Below are 17,251 nucleotides of genomic sequence, written 5' to 3' on the forward strand. Positions count from 1 at the left end.
AGCCCCTTCTGAGAGGATATTTCAGACATGCGTAGCTTACTCATCGACGGCGACTGGATCGGGCTCGGCGACCGGGAGACCATCCCGGTCCTGGACCCGTCCTCCGGCGAGCTGATCGCCACCATCGCCCAGGCCACCGGCGAGGACGTCGACCTGGCGGTACGGGCGGCACAGCGAGCCCACGCCGACCGCCGCTGGTCCGGTCTCGCCCCACTGGAACGCACCCGGATCCTGACCCGGATCGCCGACCTGATCGAGGCGAACCTGGAGGAGCTGGCCGTCCTGGAGACCCGGGACAACGGCAAGCCGATCGAACGCTCCCGCGCCGACACCGCGTTCGCCGCCAAGGACTTCCGGCACTTCGCCGGCGCCCCGGGCCGGCTGACCGGGACCGTGGTGCCGATCGACGGCGGCGCACACCACGTCTATTCGGTGCTGGAGCCGGTCGGGGTGGCCGCGCTGATCCTGCCGTGGAACTTCCCGATCATGACGGCCGCCCACAAGCTGGCCCCGGCCCTGGCGGCCGGCTGCCCGGTGGTGGTGAAACCGGCCGAGCAGACCCCGATGACCATGCTCCGGCTGGCCGAACTGTGTGAACAGGCCGGACTTCCGGCCGGGGTGCTGAACGTGCTCACCGGCGACGGGCGCACCGGGGCCGCGCTGGTCGCGCACCCGGGCGTGGCGAAGGTGTCGTTCACCGGGTCCACCGAGGTGGGCCGCAAGGTGATGGTGTCGGCGGCGGCCACCACCAAGCGGATCACCCTGGAGCTGGGCGGCAAGAGCCCGAACATCATCTTCGCCGACGCGGATCTGGACGCCGCCACGGTGACCGCGATGCGCGCGAGTTTCGGGCACTCCGGGCAGATGTGCACGGCCGGCAGCCGGATCCTGGTGCAGCGCTCGATCCTGGACGAGATGGTCGAGCGGCTCACCGCGGCGACCCGTAACGTGCCGGTCGGCAACGGGCTGGACGGTGGCGTGTCGGTGGGGCCACTGGTCTCCGAGGAGCAGCGGGGCATCGTCCTGGCGTACATCAATCAAGGTCTCGCCGAAGGCGCCACGCTCGCGACCGGTGGCACCGTGCCGGACCGGCCGGGGTATTTCGTCGAGCCGACGCTGTTCACCGGGGTCACCAACAGCATGACCATCGCCCGCGAGGAGATCTTCGGGCCGGTCGCCGGGGTGATCGCGTTCGAGGACGAGGCGGAGGCGGTCGCGATCGCCAACGACACCTCATACGGCCTGGCCGCCGGTGTCTGGACCCGGGACCTGTCCCGCGCGCACCGGATGGCGTCCGCGCTGCGTGCCGGAACGGTGTGGGTGAACACCTACAACATCTTCGACCCGGCGCTGTCCTTCGGCGGTGTCGGCGACTCCGGGCTCGGCCGCGACCTCGGCGACGAGGCTCTGTACTCGTACTGCGAGCGCAAGGGCGTCGTGATCGCGCTATGAGCACCACTTCGCATGATGGGATCCAATTCCGTGAACTTGACATCCAAGACGGCGCGATGAATCCGTCCGCCCCGCGCGCCGCCACCCCCGGCGCCCGGCACGCCCGGCACTTCAACGCCGCCGGATCCGCCCTGCCCAGCGAAGCCGTCCTCGGCACCGTCATCGACCACCTGCGCCTGGAGGCCCGGATCGGTGGCTACGAGGCCGCCGAGGCCGCCAAGGAACGCTCCGAAGAGGTCTACGCCCTGGCCGCCCGGCTGCTCAGCGCCGAACCCGCCGACATCGCCCTGATGGAGAGCGCCACCGTCGCCTGGCACAAGGCCCTCGACGCGCTGCCGCTGAAACCCGGCGACCGGATCCTGGCCGCCGCCTCCAGCTACGTCAGCTCCGCCCTGCACCTGTTCGAACTGCGCCGGTCCCGGGGCATCGAGGTGGAGGTGCTGCCCTGCGCCCCGGACGGCACCGTCGACTCCGACGCCCTCGCCGACGCGCTGCGCCGCCCCGCCGCCCTGGTCACCGTGGCGCACGTGCCGACCTCGTCCGGGCTGATCGAACCGGTCGCCGAGATCGCCGCGACGACCCGGGCCGCCGGGGTGCCGCTGCTGCTGGACGCCACCCAGTCACTCGGCCAGATCCCCCTGGACGTGGCAGGTGTCGACATCGTGGTCGGCACCGGCCGCAAATTCCTGCGCGGCCCGCGCGGCACCGGCCTGCTCTACGTCTCCCCCGCGATGCGCGAGATCATGCGGCCGGCCCACCCGGACGTGCGCGGCGCGGTCTGGCAGAGCGGCGACGACTTCGAACTGGCCGCCGGCGCCCGCCGCTTCGAATCCTGGGAGTCCGCGCACGCGCTGCGTCTCGGCCTGGGCACCGCGCTGCGCGAGGCCCTCGATCTGACGATCGAGGAGATCCACCGGCGGACCACGACGCTGGCGGACCGGTTGCGGTCCGAGCTCACCTCAATTGCCGGGGTACGCCTGACCGACCCGCTCGCGAGCGGCGGCGCGATCGTCACGTTCGTCATCGACGGCGAGAAACCCGTCGACACGGTCCGCCGGCTGCGCGCGGCCGGGGTGCACCTGGTGTCAGTGCCGGCCAGCCACGGCCGCTGGGACCTGGAACGCCGCGGCCTGGACGCGGTGGTCCGCGCGTCGGTGCACGTCTACAACGACGACAGCGATGTGGACGCACTGGCCGGGGCGCTGCCGGTGCGCAAGGGCGCGCCCGCGCTGATCTCCTCCGGGGCACGCGCCGACACCATCGTGGTCGGCGCCGGGGTGCACGGCTCGTCGGCCGCCTGGCACCTGGCCCAGCGCGGGGTGAGCGTGGTGCACCTGGACCGGTTCCCGGACGGGCACGTCGAAGGCTCCTCCCACGGGCACACCCGGATGATCCGGCGCGCCTACCCCGACCCGGTCTGGGACGACCTGGTCGACCGGGCGTATCTGGCCTGGTCCGAGCTGTCCGCGGCGGCCGGGCGGAAGCTGCTGACCACCACCGGTGGCCTGTACGCCCGGCCCGCCTCGGACGGCACCCCCGGTCTGCGCGGTCCCGGCGTACAGAACGTTCCGTCCTCCCGGTTCGCCGGGCTGTCACTGGGACCCGAGTTCACCGCCGTCTTCGACCCGGCCGCCGGGGTGCTGGACGCCGCCGCCGCGATGGGCTCGCTGCGGGAACTCGGCCTGGCGCACGGGGTGGACCGGCGGGCCGGCGTCACCGTGCGGAGCTGGGACCCCGACGGTGACGGAGTCACGGTCCGGACCTCCGAGGGTGTGCTGCGGGCCGATCGCCTGATCATCGCGGCCGGGCCGTGGACCGGCTCCCTCGTACCGGCGCTCGCTGATCTTTTGAAGGTCGTCCGGATCGTCAACATCTTCATCGGGGCCTCCGATCCGGCGAAGCTCGCACCGCCGGCTCTCGGGCCGTTCTCGGTCGAGGCGCCCGGGGTCGGCCTGCTGTACGGGCTGCCCGCGTTCGACGGCAGCCCGGTGAAGATCGGCCTCGATCACGGGCCGGCCGACGGGCTCGGCCCGCAGACGCCGGTGACCGCGGCCGAGGCGGGTGATCTGCTGGCCCTGGCCCGCCGATTCCTGCCCGCGGCGGACGGGGACGTGGTCGACTCGGTGGCGTGCCGGTACACCATGGCGCCGCGGAACCGGTTCGCGGTCGGAGCCCTGCCCGACACGCCGCAGGTGCTGGTGGCGGCGGCCTGCTCCGGGCACGGCTTCAAGTTCGGCCCGGCGATCGGCGCCGCCCTCGCCGACCTGGCCCTCGGCAAGCAGCGTCCCGACCTGGACTTCCTGTCCCCCGGCGCGCTGGGCCACCCCGCGTGACGACTTCCGGCACGAATCGCACCACAACGCGACACACAAGCCCCAGCCCAAACCGCGTGCCAACTTCCGGCGCGGAACGCACCACAACGCGGCACACCGGCGCCGGGCCGAACCGCGTGCCAACTTCCGGCGCGGAACGCACCACAACGCGGCACACGGGCGCCGGGCCAGACCGCGTGCCAACTTCCGGCGCGGAACGCACCACAACGCGGCACACCGGCGCCGGGCCGAACCTCGTGGTTACTTTTGGGGCGGAGCGCGCCGCAATGTGGCACGCGGGGTGGGGTCAGCCGCGGAAGACCGTTGCGGAACGGCGTTCGTACCAGCGGGCCAGTTGTTCGCCGGCCTCGATCACGTGGGCCTGCATCTCGCGGCGGGCGGTCTCCACGTCCTCGGCGGCCAGCGCCGCCAGGATCCGCTCGTGCTCGGCGAAGTTGTCGTCGCGGTGCCGGGGGTGCTCCTGCAGCACCAGCGCGGACACGTTGCGCGGGAACGCCTCGTTGATCTCCTTGATCACCCGGGCCAGGCGCTCGTTGCCGGCGATGTCGTGGATCAGCGTGTGGAAGCGGTCGTTGGCGGCGTGCGAGGCGGCGTCCGGCGGGGTGTCGCCGGGGCGCAGCAGCTCGTTGGTGGCGCGCAGTTCGGCCAGCCCGTCCCGGGTGATCCGGCGGACCGCGCGGGCGCAGGACAGGCCCTCCAGCTCGGCGCGCACCTCGTACGCCTCGCGCACCTCCCACGGCGCCGGCACCCGGACCACCGCGCCGCGGTTGGGTACCACCTCGATCAGGCCGCCGGTCTGCAGCTGGCGCAGCGCCTCACGGACCGGGGTGCGGCTGACGCCGAGCGTCTTGGCCAACTCGGCCTGCCGGAGCTGGGCACCGATCGGGATCTCACCGGACATGATCCGGGCGCGGATGGCGGCGGCGGTCTCGTCGACCAGCGCGCTCGATGCGCTGGTAAGTGCGGGGTCCATGGTGGCCTCGTCTGAAGCGGAGTCGGGGGGAAGCGGCCGTCACTCTAGCAACCGCAACGGTCCGCATTCTGGATCCAATCACTCTATCTTCGTATCCCGAAATCACCTATGGTCATACCACGAAAGGAGCCACCGATGAGCGTGTGCCACACCACGGCCTCACCGGTCCTGCGCTCACACCCGCTGGACCCGCCCACCACCATCGAGATCAACCTGGCGGTCGACGCGGCTCGCACGGACGGCCGGCTCGGTGAACGGCCCCGGTTCTGGGGCGCCACCCTCGACGAGGAGCACGCCCGCCGGGTCGTCGTCGGCCAGGCCACCGGCGTGCTGCTCACTCTGGTCGCCATCGCGACCGGTGGCACCTCCGCGTGGGAGATCGACGTCCTGGTCACCGGGGACAAGGCCGAGGCCGCCGACTGGCGCCCGGTCGACCCGCGCCGCCCCGGCATCACCTCCGACGAGGCCCGCGCCGCCGCCCAGGCCTGCCGGGACAGCGAGCTGTTCCGTGAGGTGATGGCCCGCCGCGGCATCCACGACGTCTCGCTCGTGATGATCGACGCCGAGTCGATGGGCGGGTTCGAGGGCGAGTACGCCGGCCGCCGGGTCACCTGGGGCACCGTCTGGCACCGCACCGAGGTCGAGGACAACGGCTACGCCCGCCCGGTGCAGGGCGTCGTCCCGATCATCGACATGAACACCATGGAGGTCCTGGAGGTCGAGGACCACGGGGTGATCCCGGTGTCCGAGGAGGCCGGCCCGCTGACCACCGGCGGTTTCGGCCCGGACCGCCCGGGTCTCAAGACGCTCGACGTGCAGCAGCCGGAGGGGCCGAGCTTCTCGGTGGACGGCTGGAAGGTGGACTGGCAGGGCTGGACGTTCCGGGTCGGCTTCACCCACCGGGAGGGCCTGGTCCTCTACGACCTGGAGTTCCTCGGCCGGTCGGTGCTCAAGCGGGCGGCGTGCAACGAGATGTACGTGCCCTACCTCGACTCCAACTCCACCCAGTACCGGAAGAACTTCTTCGACTGGGGCGAGTACGGCGCCGGCCCGCTGACCAACAGCCTGGCCCTGGGCTGTGACTGTCTCGGCGTCATCCACTACTTCAACGGCATCCACCTCGGCGGCTACGGCGAACCGGTCAACATCGACAACGCCATCTGCATGCACGAGGAGGACGACAGCATCCTCTGGAAGCACAACGACCTGCGCCGCGGGGTGTCCGAGGTGCGCCGCAGCCGCCGGCTGATCATCTCGAACTTCCAGACGGTGGCGAACTACGACTACGGCTTCTACTGGTCGCTCTATCAGGACGGCCGGATCGAGCTGGAGGTGAAGCTGACCGGGATCCTGTCGGCTTCGGGGATCAACGAGGGCGACGAGGCGCCGTACGGCCGGATCGTCGCCAAGAACGTGCAGACCCCGATCCACCAGCACTACTTCGGCATCCGCCTGGACACCGCGATCGACGGGGTGAACAACCGGCTGGTCGAGGAGCACGCCGAGACCGAGCCGGATCCGGCGCTCAACCCGTACGGCAACGCGGTCCGGTACGTCCGGGAGCCGATGACCGTGGAGGGCGCGCAGCGCAACGACCCGAGCATCGCCCGGCACTGGCGGATCGAGAGCGCCGACAAGACGAACCGGTACGGCGAGCCGACCGCGTACCGCCTGGCCATCCCGAACACCACGCGCAGTTTCGGCCTCCCCGAGTCGGTGATGGCCCGCCGTGCGCCGTTCATCCACCAGCACGTGTGGGCCACCCCGTACGACTCCGGTGAGCAGTTCATCGGTGGCCAGTACCCGAACCATGCCGAGCCGGGTGACGACGGGGTGCACGTCTGGCAGGAGCAGCAGCGCTCGATCGACGGGGTGCCGCTGGTGGTCTGGCCGGTCCTCGGGGTGCATCACCTGCCGCGCCCGGAGCAGTGGCCGGTGATGCCGGTGGAGGCGATCCACCTGGTCCTGGAGCCGGACGGCTTCTTCGACCGCAATCCGGCCATGGACATCCCGGACCCGGCCGCGGCCCGCGGCGACGACTGCTGCTCGTAAACATCACGTTCATATTCGGGATACGCGCCCGCGACAAGCGGACCCAACAATTGGATCCAATCTTCCCTCGATGACATCCCAAATCGGCAGACTTTAATACACCCCCCGGAGTGCCACATGGAAATCGGCAACCAGGCAGTCTCCCGTCGTCAACTTCTGCGCGGCGCCTCGATACTCGGCATGGGCGCCGGCCTCACCGGCCTGCTCGCCGCGTGCGGTATCGCCGCCGAGGAGGGTTCCACCGGCGGAACCGCCAAGAGCGGCGGCACCCTCACCCTCGCCATCGACGGCACCAGCGCCGTCAACGACCCCGCCTTCTACACCACCCTCGGCGACTGGATGGTCGTCGACTGCATCTGCCGCGGCCTGACCTTCATCTCGTACGACAGTGTCGAACCCTCCCCCGACCTGGCCGAGAGCTGGACCGTCTCGGAGGACGGCCTGGTCTACACCTTCAAGCTGCGCCAGGGCGTCACCTTCCACGACGGCACCACGTTCACCTCGGCCGACGTGATCGCCAGCTACGACCGGCAGTTCAACGACAAGAACGCCACCCTGCCGGAGGGTTCGTCACGGCCACTGCGCTCGGTCGGCCAGAACCTCAAGGAGATGACCGCCCCGGACCCGAACACCTTCGTGATGACCCTGCTCAAGCCGGACCGTACCCTGCTCGGCCGGCTCTCCGACATCGGCGCCCGGATCATCTCCAAGGCGGCGCTGGAGAAACACGGCAAGGACATCGGCAAGAACCTGGTCGGCACCGGGCCGTTCAAGTTCGCCTCGGCCACCTCCGGGCAGAACGTCACGCTCACCGCGTTCGACGGCTTCCGGCTCGGCAAGCCGCCGATCGACCGGCTGGTCCTGCAGCAGGTCACCGACCCGTCCACGATCGTCAGCTCGCTGCTGTCCGGGGACGTGTCGGCCACACAGTTCACCCCGTACTCCTCGCTGGGCCAGCTGCAGAGCGACGAATCGGTGACTGTGTACGACACCCCGAAGAGCTTCGACGCGTTCGTGATGATGGACGTGCGGCGCATCCCGGAGCTGGAGGTGCGCAAGGCCATCAACCTGGCGATCGACCGTCAGGCCCTGATCGCCCAGGCGTTCTTCGGCGCGGCGGTGCTGCCCGACGGCTACACCATCCCGCCGGGCCAGGACGCGCACGACCCCTCTCTCGCCGACCTGTCCAAGACCGACGTCGAGGAGGCCAAGCGGCTGATCCAGGCGGCCGGCGCCACCGGCCGCACGGTCCGGATGATGGCCGCCAGCGACTCCTGGCACCCGAAGGCGGCGCAGATCATCGCGCAGAACCTCACCGACATCGGCCTCAAGGTGGAGACCGACTCGGTGGACCCGGCCGCCTACTTCAACCGGCTGCTCGCCCCGGACGACAAGTTCCACGACCTGATGATCTGGGAGCGCAACGGCTACTACCCGGACGCCGACGACATGATCGGCTCGCTGGCCCGGCCGTCCGGCGTGTACGGCGACTTCGTCTCCGGCTTCAACACCCTGGAGGGGTCGGAGGCGTACAACGACAAGCTGTTCGAAGCCAAGAACATCACCGACACGGCGGCCCGCAAGGCCCGCTACTCGGAGATCCAGCGCGAGTGGGCGGAGAAGTACATGACCCTCTCGATGCTGGTGAACGCCGCGAACCCGGTGGTCAGCGGCGCGAACGTGAAGAACATGAACTGGAAGGCGCTCGGCTCGCACCGCACCTACATGGAAAACGCGAGTGTCTGAAGCAACCGCCACGTCCGGTCTCCGCTCCGCGTTCGCGGGGCGGAGGCTGGGCCGCGGCCCCCTCGCGGCAGGGTCGTGGATCGTGGTGGCGGTCTTCGTGCTCACCGCGATCGTCGGGCCGTGGCTGGTGCCGGGCGATCCGGTCCGCAACACCAACGACACGCTGTTCCCGATGGGCGTCCCCGGGCACCTGCTCGGCACCGACGACCTGGGCCGCGACGAGCTGGCCCGGCTGGTGCACGGCGCCCGGCCGCTGCTGCTGGTCTCGTTCCTGTCCACCGCCCTGGCCGCGGTGTTCGGCATCGGGGCCGGACTGATCGCCGGGTACGTCGGCGGCTGGGTCGAGTGGCTGATCATGCGGCTGATGGACCTGGCCCTGGCCTTCCCGTCGATGCTGCTGATCATCCTGATCGTCACGGCGTGGTCGCCCGGCGTCGGCAGCCTGGTCGCCGGCATCGGGGTGGCGCTGGCCCCCGGCCTGGCCCGCCTGGCCCGGGCCCTGGCCGCCCGGGAGGCCCGCCGGGACTACGTGCTGGCCGCCAAGCTGGGCGGCACCCGCGGGCCGCGGATCCTGGTGCAGGAGATGCTGCCCAACATCGCCGGCCCGATGCTGGCCCAGGTGGTGATGACCCTGTCGGTCGCCGCCGGGTTCGCCGCCGGCCTCTCCTACCTCGGGCTGGGCATCCAGCCCCCGACACCGGACTGGGGATACATGGTGCAGGCCGGACAGGAGTTCCTCTACACCGCGCCACGCCTCGTGGTGCTGCCCGCCGCCGCCACCCTGCTGTTCGTGGTGGCCTGCAACTTCGTCGGCGACGACCTGCGTGACGCGCTCGACCCGCGGGCCACCCGATGAGGGGCACACCGTGGCTCATCGTCAAGCGCCTGTCCGCCGTACCCCTGGTGCTCCTCGGTCTGAGCACCATGGTCTTCATCGCGATGCGGATGCTGCCCGGCTCACCGGCCACCACCCTGGCCGCCGGTGGCGCCTCCGGGAACACCTCGGCCGCCGAGATCACCGAGAACGCCGCGAAGATCAACGAGGCGCTCGGCCTGGACAAGTCGCTGCGCGAGCAGTACTTCAGCTTTCTCGGTGACCTGCTCACCCTGGACCTGGGCAGCTCGTTCTACGGCGGCAACTCGATCACCGGGCTGCTCGCCGACTCGCTGCCGGCCACCATCGAGCTGACCGTCGCGGCCATGCTGATCGCGATCCTGCTCGGGGTGCTCACCGGCATCGTGGCGGCGCTTCGCAAGGACACCTGGATCGACACCACCACCCGGGCCGTCGGCACGGTCAGCTTCTCGCTGCCCTGGTTCGCCCTCGGCGTCCTGTCCATCGTGGTCTTCGGGGTGTGGCTGCGCTGGCTGCCGGTGATCGGGCGGCTGCCGAACCATCTGGACTATCAGCCGTTCACCAACTTCATCCTGCTCGACGCGATCTTCCAGAACCGGCCCGAGCTGATCATGCCCTGGCTGACCCACCTGCTGCTGCCGGCCACCACCCTGGCGCTGTCGATGGCCGGGTTCATCACCCGGATCGTCCGGGCCTCGGTGCTGGAGGTGCTCGGCGACGACTTCGTGCGCACCGCCCGGATGAAGGGCCTGTCCGGCGGGGCCATCCTGCGCCGGCACGTGCTGCGCAACTCGTCGCTGCCGATCGTCACCGTGCTGGGCCTGCAATTCGGCTCGCTGCTCGGCGGGTCGGTGATCACCGAGACGGTGTTCAGCTATCCCGGCGTCGGCAACCTGCTGATCAACGGGATCCTCCAGCGCGACTACCCGATCGTGCAGGGCGCGGCCCTCGCCATCGCCCTGCTGTTCACCCTGGTCAACGTCGCGGTCGACCTGCTGTACCTGGCCCTCGACCCACGCCTGAGGAAGGCCTGACATGCACATCGTCCTCGTCCACGGCGCCGGCGGAACCCCGACCACCTGGTCCGAACTGGTCCCGCTGCTCGGCGACCGGCCGCACACCCTGGTCACCAACCCGATGTCCTCGCTCACCGACGACGTGGCGCACACCCTCGGCGTGGTGGAGTCGATCGGCGGGCCGGTGCTGCTGGTCGGGCACTCGTACGGCGGCGCGGTGATCACCAACGTGGGCCGGTCCGACCTGGTCAAGGGCCTGGTCTACGTGGCGGCGTTCGCCCCGGACGAGGGCGAGACCGTCAACGGCATCGTCGAACGGTATCCCCCGGCCGAGGTGTCCAAATACATGCGGCGCGGCCCCAACGGCGAGTGGAGGTCCGAGCACACCGAGGAGTACTGGACCGAGATCGGCTGGGACGTGCCCGTCGACCAGCGGCACATCTGGGACAGCGAGTCCCGGCAGAGCGACAACCGGATCTTCGCCGAGGCGACCGGCGTACCGGCGTGGCGTACCAGGAAATCCTGGTATCTCGTCGCGGCCGAGGACAAGACCCTGCCCCCGGGCATCCAGCGGGACATGGCCGCCCGGGCCGGCGCGATCACCAGCGAGGTGCCCGGCAGCCACTTCACCCCGCGGGTCCGGCCCGCCGACGTGCTGGCCGTGATCGACCGGGCCCTGGACGCGCTGTGAGCGGGCCGCTCCTGGAGATCCGCGGCCTGACCGTCGGGTTCGACGTGCCCGGCGGGCGGCTGCCGGCCGTCGCCGGCATCGACCTGACCCTCGGCAGGGGCGAGATCCTGGCCCTGGTCGGCGAGTCCGGCTCCGGCAAGTCGGCGCTGTCGATGAGCCTGGTCGGGCTCAACCGCGGGCCGCGCACCCACATCGGCGGGCAGGTCCTGTTCAGCGGCCGGGACCTGGTCCAGGCCGGAGAGAAGGAATTGCGGGAGGTACGCGGTAAGGACATCGCCGTGGTCTTCCAGGACGCCCTGGCCGCCCTGAACCCCACCCAGCGCGTCGGTGACCAGGTCGCCGAGATGCTCCGCACGCACCGCAGGATCAGCCGTGGGGACGCGTCGAAACGTGCCGTGGAACTGCTCGGCGAAGTCGGCATCGCCAACCCGGGACAGGCCGCCCGCGCCTACCCGCACCAGCTCTCCGGCGGCATGCGGCAGCGCGTGATGATCGCCATCGGGCTGGCCAACGACCCGTCGGTGCTGATCGCCGACGAACCGACCACCGCGCTCGACGTCACCATCCAGGCGCAGGTGCTGAGGCTGCTGAAGAAGCTGCAGACCGTGCACGGCACCACCATCGTGCTGATCACCCACGACCTGGGTGTGGTCGCCGAGGTCGCCGACCGGGTCGCGGTGATGTACGCGGGCCGCATCATCGAACAGGGCACCCGCGACGAGGTGCTGTTCGACCCGCAGCACCCGTACACCATGGGTCTGCTCTCCTCGGTCCCCCGCGTCGACGGCCCGGCCGTGTCCCGGCTGCCGGCCATTCCCGGCAGCCCGCTCAGCGGCGTCCACCGCCCCGACGGCTGTGCCTTCGCCCCCCGCTGCGCTTTCGCCCACTCCGACTGTGTGGCCACTCCGGCGCTGGAGCGGCGGTACGGCGGACCCGCGCACCTGGACGCCTGTGTGCTCGACGAAGCGGGGCGGGCCCGTGCGCGGGGCGCCCTGGAGGAGGTGGCGCCGTGAAACCGACACCGTTGATGGAGATCGAAGCGCTGCGGGTGGAGTTCGCCGGCTCGGCCGGGCGCCGGGTGCGCGCGGTCCGCGACGTCGACCTGACCATCTACGAGGGGGAGACGCTCGGCCTGGTCGGCGAGTCCGGCTGCGGCAAGTCGACACTCGGCCGGGCCATGGTCCGGGTCACCGAACCGACCAGCGGGGCGATCCGCTACCTCGGCGCGGACATCACCAGACTGCGCGGCACCGTCTTCCGCAAGACCCGCGCCGACCTCCAGATGGTGTTCCAGGACCCGTTCGGCTCGCTCAACCCGCGCCGGACGATCGCCGACATCGTGGCCGAGCCGCTGCTGCGCGCCCGGGACACCCCGCGCGACCAGGCCCGGAGGATCGTCGACGACCTGCTCGACCAGGTCGGGCTCGGCCGCGAGGCGGGCGCCCGCAAACCGCACGAGTTCTCCGGCGGGCAGCGCCAGCGCATCGGCATCGCCCGCGCGCTCGCGCCGTCCCCGAAGTTCGTGGTCGCCGACGAGCCGGTCTCCGCCCTCGACGTGTCCATCCAGGCCCAGGTGATCAACCTGCTGTCCGACCTGATCCGGGACCGCGGGCTGACCATGCTGTTCATCTCGCACGACCTGGGCGTGGTACGGCACATCGCCGACCGGATCGCCGTGATGTATCTGGGGCAGATCATCGAGATCGCGTCCCGGGACGACTTCTTCGCCGGCCCCGCCCACCCGTACGGCGAAGCCCTGCTCTCCAGCGTTCCGGCCCTGTCGAAGGTGCCGCACCGGGAACGCATCGAACTCACCGGGGAACTGCCCGACCCGGCCGATCCTCCGGCCGGATGCACGTTCCACACCCGGTGCCGGTACGCGACCGACGTGTGCCGCACCGAGGCTCCCGCCCTCCGGGAGGTCCAGCCGGGCCGTCAGGTCCGCTGCCACCTGCCGTTGATCCCTGTGAAAGGCAGTGCCGCATGATCATCGACGCGTACAACACCACCCAGGACGTCCGGGGCCGCTCCGACTACCTCACCGGGGCCCGGCCGGGGCAGGCGCCGCCGCCGTACACCCCGTTCGACCCCAACCGCATCCTGGACCGGATGGACGCGGCCGGCGTCGACATGGCGATGGTCTGCTCGCTCGCCCAGCGCATCGAGAACGACTTCATCGCCGGGCTGGTCGAGAAGCACCCGGACCGGTTCATCGGGTTCGGCCAGGTGATGCCGCAGGCCGACGACGCGCTCGACGAGATCGCCCGGATGAAGGACCTGGGCATCTCCGGCCTGAAACTGCACCCGTCCATGCACGGCTACCACGTCGCCGACCACGGGCTGCTCGACCCGGTGTTCGAGAAGTGCGCCGAACTCGGCATGCCGGTCCTGATCAACGCGCTCGACGACGCGTTCTGCGCGCCGCTGGCCATCGAGGAGATCGCCAAGGGACACCCGACCGTGCCGACGATCATCGCGCACATGGGAGCCGTCTGGAACGTGCCCGAGGCGATCATCGTGGCCGAGCGCAACCCGCACATCTACCTGGAGACGTCGGCGACCCTGATCGCCGACGTCCGGCGGGCGTACGCGCGGATCGGGGCCGCCCAGATCCTGCTCGGCAGCGAATGGCCGGGCTCCGACTTCGACCTGGAGCGGATGAAGATCGCCAAGGCGATTCCGGATGACGCGGACCGTGCTCTGGTCGAGGGCGGGAACATGGCCAGGATTCTGGGCCTGTGATCACCCCGGTATCGGCGCCCCCTTCGATGGATCTCGAACTGCTGCGACGGGCGGAGGAGATCCTGGGCCGGGTGTGGGTGCACGGACGGCACGAGGTCGCCACCGCACTGCGGACCACTGACGGGAGCGTCTTCACCGGCGTACACGTCGAAGGGTCCTGCCGTCGTAGTTCGATCTGCGCCGAAGGGGTCGCTCTCGGCACCGCCCGCGCCGCCGGTGTCCCCCTGTCGTCGGTGACCACCGTCGTGTCGGTGCAGATCAAACCGGCCGACACCTTACGGGTCATCGCACCCTGCGGCGTCTGCCGCGAACTGATCAGCGACTACAGCCCGGACGCCACCGTCTGGCTGACCGCGCCCGACACCGATGAGGTCATCGCCGTACGCGCGCTGGACCTGCTGCCTTCGAAGTCCCGGCGGCTCTGGTGACGACCACCGAAGGAGAAGACATGAGCAAGCCGAACCGCTGGGAAGAGATGACCTGGCCGGACGCGGGCGCCGTCACCGAGACCACCGACGCGGTGATCATCCCGGTCGGCGCGATCGAACAGCACGGCCCGCACCTGCCGCTCAACGTCGACACGGTGATCTGCCAGGCCGTCGCCGAAGAGGTCTCCCGGGTCACCGGCGTCCCGACCATCCCGCCGCTCAGCTACGGGGTATCCGGCTCGCACGGCGACTTCGCCGGCACCATCGCACTGCGCCCGGAAACCCTGATCGCCGTGGTCGAAGACGTGATCGACTCGCTGCACGCCAGCGGAGTCCGCCAGTTCATCCTGCTCAACGGGCACATCTGGAACAACGGCTCGCTCGACGTGTCCGCCGAGAAGCTGCGCGTGCGGCACAAGGACTCCCGGATCCGCGCCCTCGGCTACGTCACCATGTACCCCGGGCCGGAGGTCAACGGCCGGGTCCAGTTCGGCCGCGGGCTGATGCACGCCAACTTCTTCGAGACCTCGGTCATGCTGCACCTGCGGCCCGACCTGGTACGGATGGAGAAGGCCACCTCGCACCTCGACGTCGACTCGTTCTGGGACTACCGGATGGACCAGGTCAGCGAGACCGGCGTGTGGGGGCGTGACGTCGCCGAAGCCGACGCCGGCCACGGCAGGTCCGAATTCGAACGCTGCGTCCGCACCACCGCCGAGGCCGTCGCCGCCGCCGTCCGCGAGCCGTGGCCGTCCTCCGCCCACCGCCCCTGCTGAAAGGAATCCTCGTGGAGATCTTCGACATCACCCTCCCGATCCACCCGAAGATGCTGCACTGGGGCCGCAAACCCGAAGTGGAGATCGTCGAGTCCCTGGCCGCCGGAGACCCGTCCAACGTGACCCGCTGGCGGCTCGGCACCCACACCGGCACCCACGTGGACGCCCCCGCCCACTTCGTCGACGGCGCCACCCCCGTCGACAAGCTCGACCTGCACTCGCTGATCGGCCCGGCCATCGTCGCCGACCTGACCGGGGTCACCGGCGACATCAGCGTCGACGACCTGGTGGCCGCCGGGGTCGCCGGGCACACCCGGGTGCTGCTCAAGACCTCCAACTCGGCCGGGCCGCTGAAAGAGGTGGACCGTGCCCCGTCGTGGGTCGGCCTGTCCCCCGAGGCCGCGAAGTGGATCATCGACCAGGGTGTGCAGCTGATCGGGATCGACTATCTGACGATCGAGAGCTTCACCCGTACCGAGACCTGGGACGCCCACCACGTGCTGCTCGGCGCCGGGCTGATCATCCTGGAGAACGCCGACCTGGACGCGGTCCCGCCCGGCGAATACGAGCTGGTCTGCCTGCCCGCCAAGCTGGTCGACGCGGACGGTTCGTTCGCCCGCACCGTCCTGATCAAGCGGGACGCCTGATGTCGTCCCCCGCCTCTTCTCCCGGCGCCTCGCGGGTCGCCGTCGCCGCACCGCATCCCGCCGCGATCGAGGCCGCTCAGGCCGTGATAGCGCACGGCGGCAACGCTCTCGACGCGGCGCTGGCAGCCGCGGCGGCGCTGACCGTGGCGTACCCCCATCAATGCTCTGCCGGGGGTGACCTGGTCGCCGTCGTGCGCCCGGCCGGCGGCGAACCGCAAGCCGTGCTCTCCATCGGCGCCGCCGCCACGGCCGTCGACGTGGACGCGCTGCGAGCCGCCGGCCCGCGCATGCCGTTCGGCGGCCCGCAGACCGTGACCGTCCCCGGGGTGGTCGCCGGATGGGCCGCCCTGCACGGTCTCGGCGCCACCCTGCCGCTCGCCGACCTGCTGGCCCCCGCGCGGGCGCTGGCCGCGGACGGCGTACCGGTCAGCGCCGGCCTGCACCGGGCCATCCTCGGCCGGCTCGACGGCATCCGCACCGACCCCGGCCTGACCGCGCTACTCCTGGACGGCGCCGGAAACCCGGTGACCACCCTCCGTCAGCCGGCCCTGGCCGCCACCCTGGACGAGATCGGCCGCAACTGGCGTTCCTTCTACCGCGGTCACCTCGCCCATCGCCTGGTGGCGGGCCTCACCAAGCTGGGCAGTCCCCTGTCGGTGGCCGACTTCGCGTCCCACCAGGCCGAGATCACGTCACCGTTGGTGACGGTCATCGACGACACTTGCTGGTACGCCGCCCCGCCCCCGGTCCACGGAGCCACCTTCCTGGCGATCGCCGGTTCCGCCGACCTGCTGACCGACGCGCGCCACGCCCAACTGGCCCGGGACGCCCTGCTCGGCGACCCCCGCAACGGCCCGATCGACCTGGACGGCCTGCTGCTGCGCTCCTCACCGGTGACCACCGCCCCGTCCGACCCGGTCAAACCGGCCGGCGACACGGTGGCGGTGACCGCAGTGGACTCCTCCGGAACAGCGGTGACCCTGATCCAGAGCGTCTTCCAGAGCTTCGGCTCCGGCATGCTCGAACCGGACACCGGCATCGTCCTGCACAACCGGGGCTCATCCTTCAGCCTGGACCCGTCACATCCCGGACGGATCGCCCCCGGGGTACGCCCACCCCACACCCTCTGCCCCACAGTCGCCGTCGCCGGGGACACGGTGGTGGCGCTCGGCTGCCAGGGCGGCCGCTCCCAGCCGTGGATCCTCGCGCAGGTCGCTCCCGAAGCCCTGACCTCCCCCGACCTGCCCGCCCTGCTGGCCCGCCCGCGCTGGATCATCGGGGCCCGGGAGATCGACCGCCCGGTCCCCACCCTGGTGATGGAACCCGGAATCCCCTCAGCCCCCACCCTGACCACCACCGCCGAGTCGCTGGATCTGGCGGTGGACACCACAGCGGGCCCGCACGACGACGCCGGCCACATCCAGGTGTCCCGCTTACGCAACGGCGCGTTGTCCGCAGCAAGCGACCCCCGAGCGGACGGCACAACCGTCATCACGTAGCCGACCTCCAGCCCCGACTCGGCCCCGGTCCCCGTTCGTG

General features: G+C 70.8%; 15 protein-coding genes. 14 read left to right on the forward strand and 1 reads right to left on the reverse strand.

The genetic code is table 11. From position 1 onward, the window contains the following. Positions 1 to 27 precede the first annotated feature (27 nt). Positions 28 to 1,452, forward strand: a complete 1,425-nt coding sequence (locus tag ACQ0O7_RS31390) for an aldehyde dehydrogenase family protein (protein ID WP_430787349.1) — start codon at positions 28 to 30, stop codon at positions 1,450 to 1,452. Positions 1,453 to 1,508: 56 nt separating this feature from the next. Beyond that, entirely contained in the window at positions 1,509 to 3,785 is a 2,277-nt protein-coding gene (locus ACQ0O7_RS31395; RefSeq protein WP_430787351.1) for an aminotransferase class V-fold PLP-dependent enzyme, read from the forward strand. Positions 3,786 to 4,071: 286 nt separating this feature from the next. Here the strand turns inward: ACQ0O7_RS31395 and ACQ0O7_RS31400 are convergent, their stop codons facing one another. Next, positions 4,072 to 4,758 (reverse strand): GntR family transcriptional regulator, encoded by a 687-nt coding sequence (locus ACQ0O7_RS31400; protein WP_430787353.1) that lies wholly within the window; start codon positions 4,756 to 4,758, stop codon positions 4,072 to 4,074. A 135-nt stretch (positions 4,759 to 4,893) separates the two neighbouring features. Here ACQ0O7_RS31400 and ACQ0O7_RS31405 point away from each other — a divergent pair, with 135 nt between their 5' ends. The 12 genes from ACQ0O7_RS31405 to ACQ0O7_RS31460 all read left to right on the forward strand — a co-directional run bounded on the left by ACQ0O7_RS31405 (position 4,894) and on the right by ACQ0O7_RS31460 (position 17,211). After that, positions 4,894 to 6,810 (forward strand): primary-amine oxidase, encoded by a 1,917-nt coding sequence (locus ACQ0O7_RS31405; protein ID WP_430787355.1) that lies wholly within the window; start codon positions 4,894 to 4,896, stop codon positions 6,808 to 6,810. Positions 6,811 to 6,927: 117 nt separating this feature from the next. Next, positions 6,928 to 8,556: an ABC transporter substrate-binding protein gene (locus tag ACQ0O7_RS31410; protein WP_430787357.1), complete on the forward strand. Its 1,629-nt coding sequence runs from the start codon at positions 6,928 to 6,930 to the stop codon at positions 8,554 to 8,556. Next, the gene (locus ACQ0O7_RS31415; RefSeq protein ID WP_430787359.1) at positions 8,549 to 9,412 is read left to right on the forward strand and encodes an ABC transporter permease; all 864 of its coding nucleotides are present in this window, start codon (positions 8,549 to 8,551) and stop codon (positions 9,410 to 9,412) included. The genes ACQ0O7_RS31410 and ACQ0O7_RS31415 overlap by 8 nt, the downstream gene beginning before the upstream one ends. After that, positions 9,409 to 10,446: an ABC transporter permease gene (locus ACQ0O7_RS31420; RefSeq protein ID WP_430787361.1), complete on the forward strand. Its 1,038-nt coding sequence runs from the start codon at positions 9,409 to 9,411 to the stop codon at positions 10,444 to 10,446. Before ACQ0O7_RS31415 ends, ACQ0O7_RS31420 begins: the two co-directional genes overlap by 4 nt. A gap of 1 nt (position 10,447) precedes the next feature. Further along, a complete protein-coding gene (locus ACQ0O7_RS31425; RefSeq protein ID WP_430787363.1) occupies positions 10,448 to 11,119 on the forward strand; it encodes an alpha/beta fold hydrolase in 672 nt (223 codons plus the stop codon). Beyond that, complete coding sequence (locus ACQ0O7_RS31430) at positions 11,116 to 12,132, forward strand: ABC transporter ATP-binding protein (protein ID WP_430787365.1); 1,017 nt, start codon at positions 11,116 to 11,118, stop codon at positions 12,130 to 12,132. Before ACQ0O7_RS31425 ends, ACQ0O7_RS31430 begins: the two co-directional genes overlap by 4 nt. Continuing rightward, entirely contained in the window at positions 12,129 to 13,106 is a 978-nt protein-coding gene (locus ACQ0O7_RS31435) for an ABC transporter ATP-binding protein (protein WP_430787367.1), read from the forward strand. Before ACQ0O7_RS31430 ends, ACQ0O7_RS31435 begins: the two co-directional genes overlap by 4 nt. Beyond that, complete coding sequence (locus ACQ0O7_RS31440) at positions 13,103 to 13,861, forward strand: amidohydrolase family protein (protein WP_430787369.1); 759 nt, start codon at positions 13,103 to 13,105, stop codon at positions 13,859 to 13,861. The genes ACQ0O7_RS31435 and ACQ0O7_RS31440 overlap by 4 nt, the downstream gene beginning before the upstream one ends. A gap of 26 nt (positions 13,862 to 13,887) precedes the next feature. Then, on the forward strand, positions 13,888 to 14,289 hold the full coding sequence (locus ACQ0O7_RS31445) for a cytidine deaminase (protein ID WP_430787371.1): 402 nt from the start codon (positions 13,888 to 13,890) through the stop codon (positions 14,287 to 14,289). A gap of 20 nt (positions 14,290 to 14,309) precedes the next feature. Further along, positions 14,310 to 15,065, forward strand: a complete 756-nt coding sequence (locus ACQ0O7_RS31450) for a creatininase family protein (protein WP_430787373.1) — start codon at positions 14,310 to 14,312, stop codon at positions 15,063 to 15,065. An 11-nt stretch (positions 15,066 to 15,076) separates the two neighbouring features. Continuing rightward, positions 15,077 to 15,712 (forward strand): cyclase family protein, encoded by a 636-nt coding sequence (locus ACQ0O7_RS31455; protein WP_430787375.1) that lies wholly within the window; start codon positions 15,077 to 15,079, stop codon positions 15,710 to 15,712. After that, the gene (locus tag ACQ0O7_RS31460; RefSeq protein WP_430787377.1) at positions 15,712 to 17,211 is read left to right on the forward strand and encodes a gamma-glutamyltransferase; all 1,500 of its coding nucleotides are present in this window, start codon (positions 15,712 to 15,714) and stop codon (positions 17,209 to 17,211) included. Before ACQ0O7_RS31455 ends, ACQ0O7_RS31460 begins: the two co-directional genes overlap by 1 nt. Positions 17,212 to 17,251 lie beyond the last annotated feature (40 nt).

The organism is Actinoplanes sp. G11-F43 (assembly GCF_050589265.1).
Lineage (GTDB): Bacteria > Actinomycetota > Actinomycetes > Mycobacteriales > Micromonosporaceae > Actinoplanes.

Excerpts from the sequence above, each read along its gene's own strand:
- ACQ0O7_RS31400 (WP_430787353.1), bottom strand. The coding sequence starts at position 4,758 with ATGGACCCCGCACTTACCAGCGCATCGAGCGCGCTGGTCGACGAGACC.
- ACQ0O7_RS31445 (WP_430787371.1), top strand. The coding sequence starts at position 13,888 with ATGGATCTCGAACTGCTGCGACGGGCGGAGGAGATCCTGGGCCGGGTG.
- ACQ0O7_RS31420 (WP_430787361.1), top strand. The coding sequence starts at position 9,409 with ATGAGGGGCACACCGTGGCTCATCGTCAAGCGCCTGTCCGCCGTACCC.
- ACQ0O7_RS31450 (WP_430787373.1), top strand. The coding sequence starts at position 14,310 with ATGAGCAAGCCGAACCGCTGGGAAGAGATGACCTGGCCGGACGCGGGC.
- ACQ0O7_RS31390 (WP_430787349.1), top strand. The coding sequence starts at position 28 with ATGCGTAGCTTACTCATCGACGGCGACTGGATCGGGCTCGGCGACCGG.
- ACQ0O7_RS31395 (WP_430787351.1), top strand. The coding sequence starts at position 1,509 with ATGAATCCGTCCGCCCCGCGCGCCGCCACCCCCGGCGCCCGGCACGCC.
- ACQ0O7_RS31440 (WP_430787369.1), top strand. The coding sequence starts at position 13,103 with ATGATCATCGACGCGTACAACACCACCCAGGACGTCCGGGGCCGCTCC.
- ACQ0O7_RS31425 (WP_430787363.1), top strand. The coding sequence starts at position 10,448 with ATGCACATCGTCCTCGTCCACGGCGCCGGCGGAACCCCGACCACCTGG.
- ACQ0O7_RS31460 (WP_430787377.1), top strand. The coding sequence starts at position 15,712 with ATGTCGTCCCCCGCCTCTTCTCCCGGCGCCTCGCGGGTCGCCGTCGCC.
- ACQ0O7_RS31410 (WP_430787357.1), top strand. The coding sequence starts at position 6,928 with ATGGAAATCGGCAACCAGGCAGTCTCCCGTCGTCAACTTCTGCGCGGC.
- ACQ0O7_RS31405 (WP_430787355.1), top strand. The coding sequence starts at position 4,894 with ATGAGCGTGTGCCACACCACGGCCTCACCGGTCCTGCGCTCACACCCG.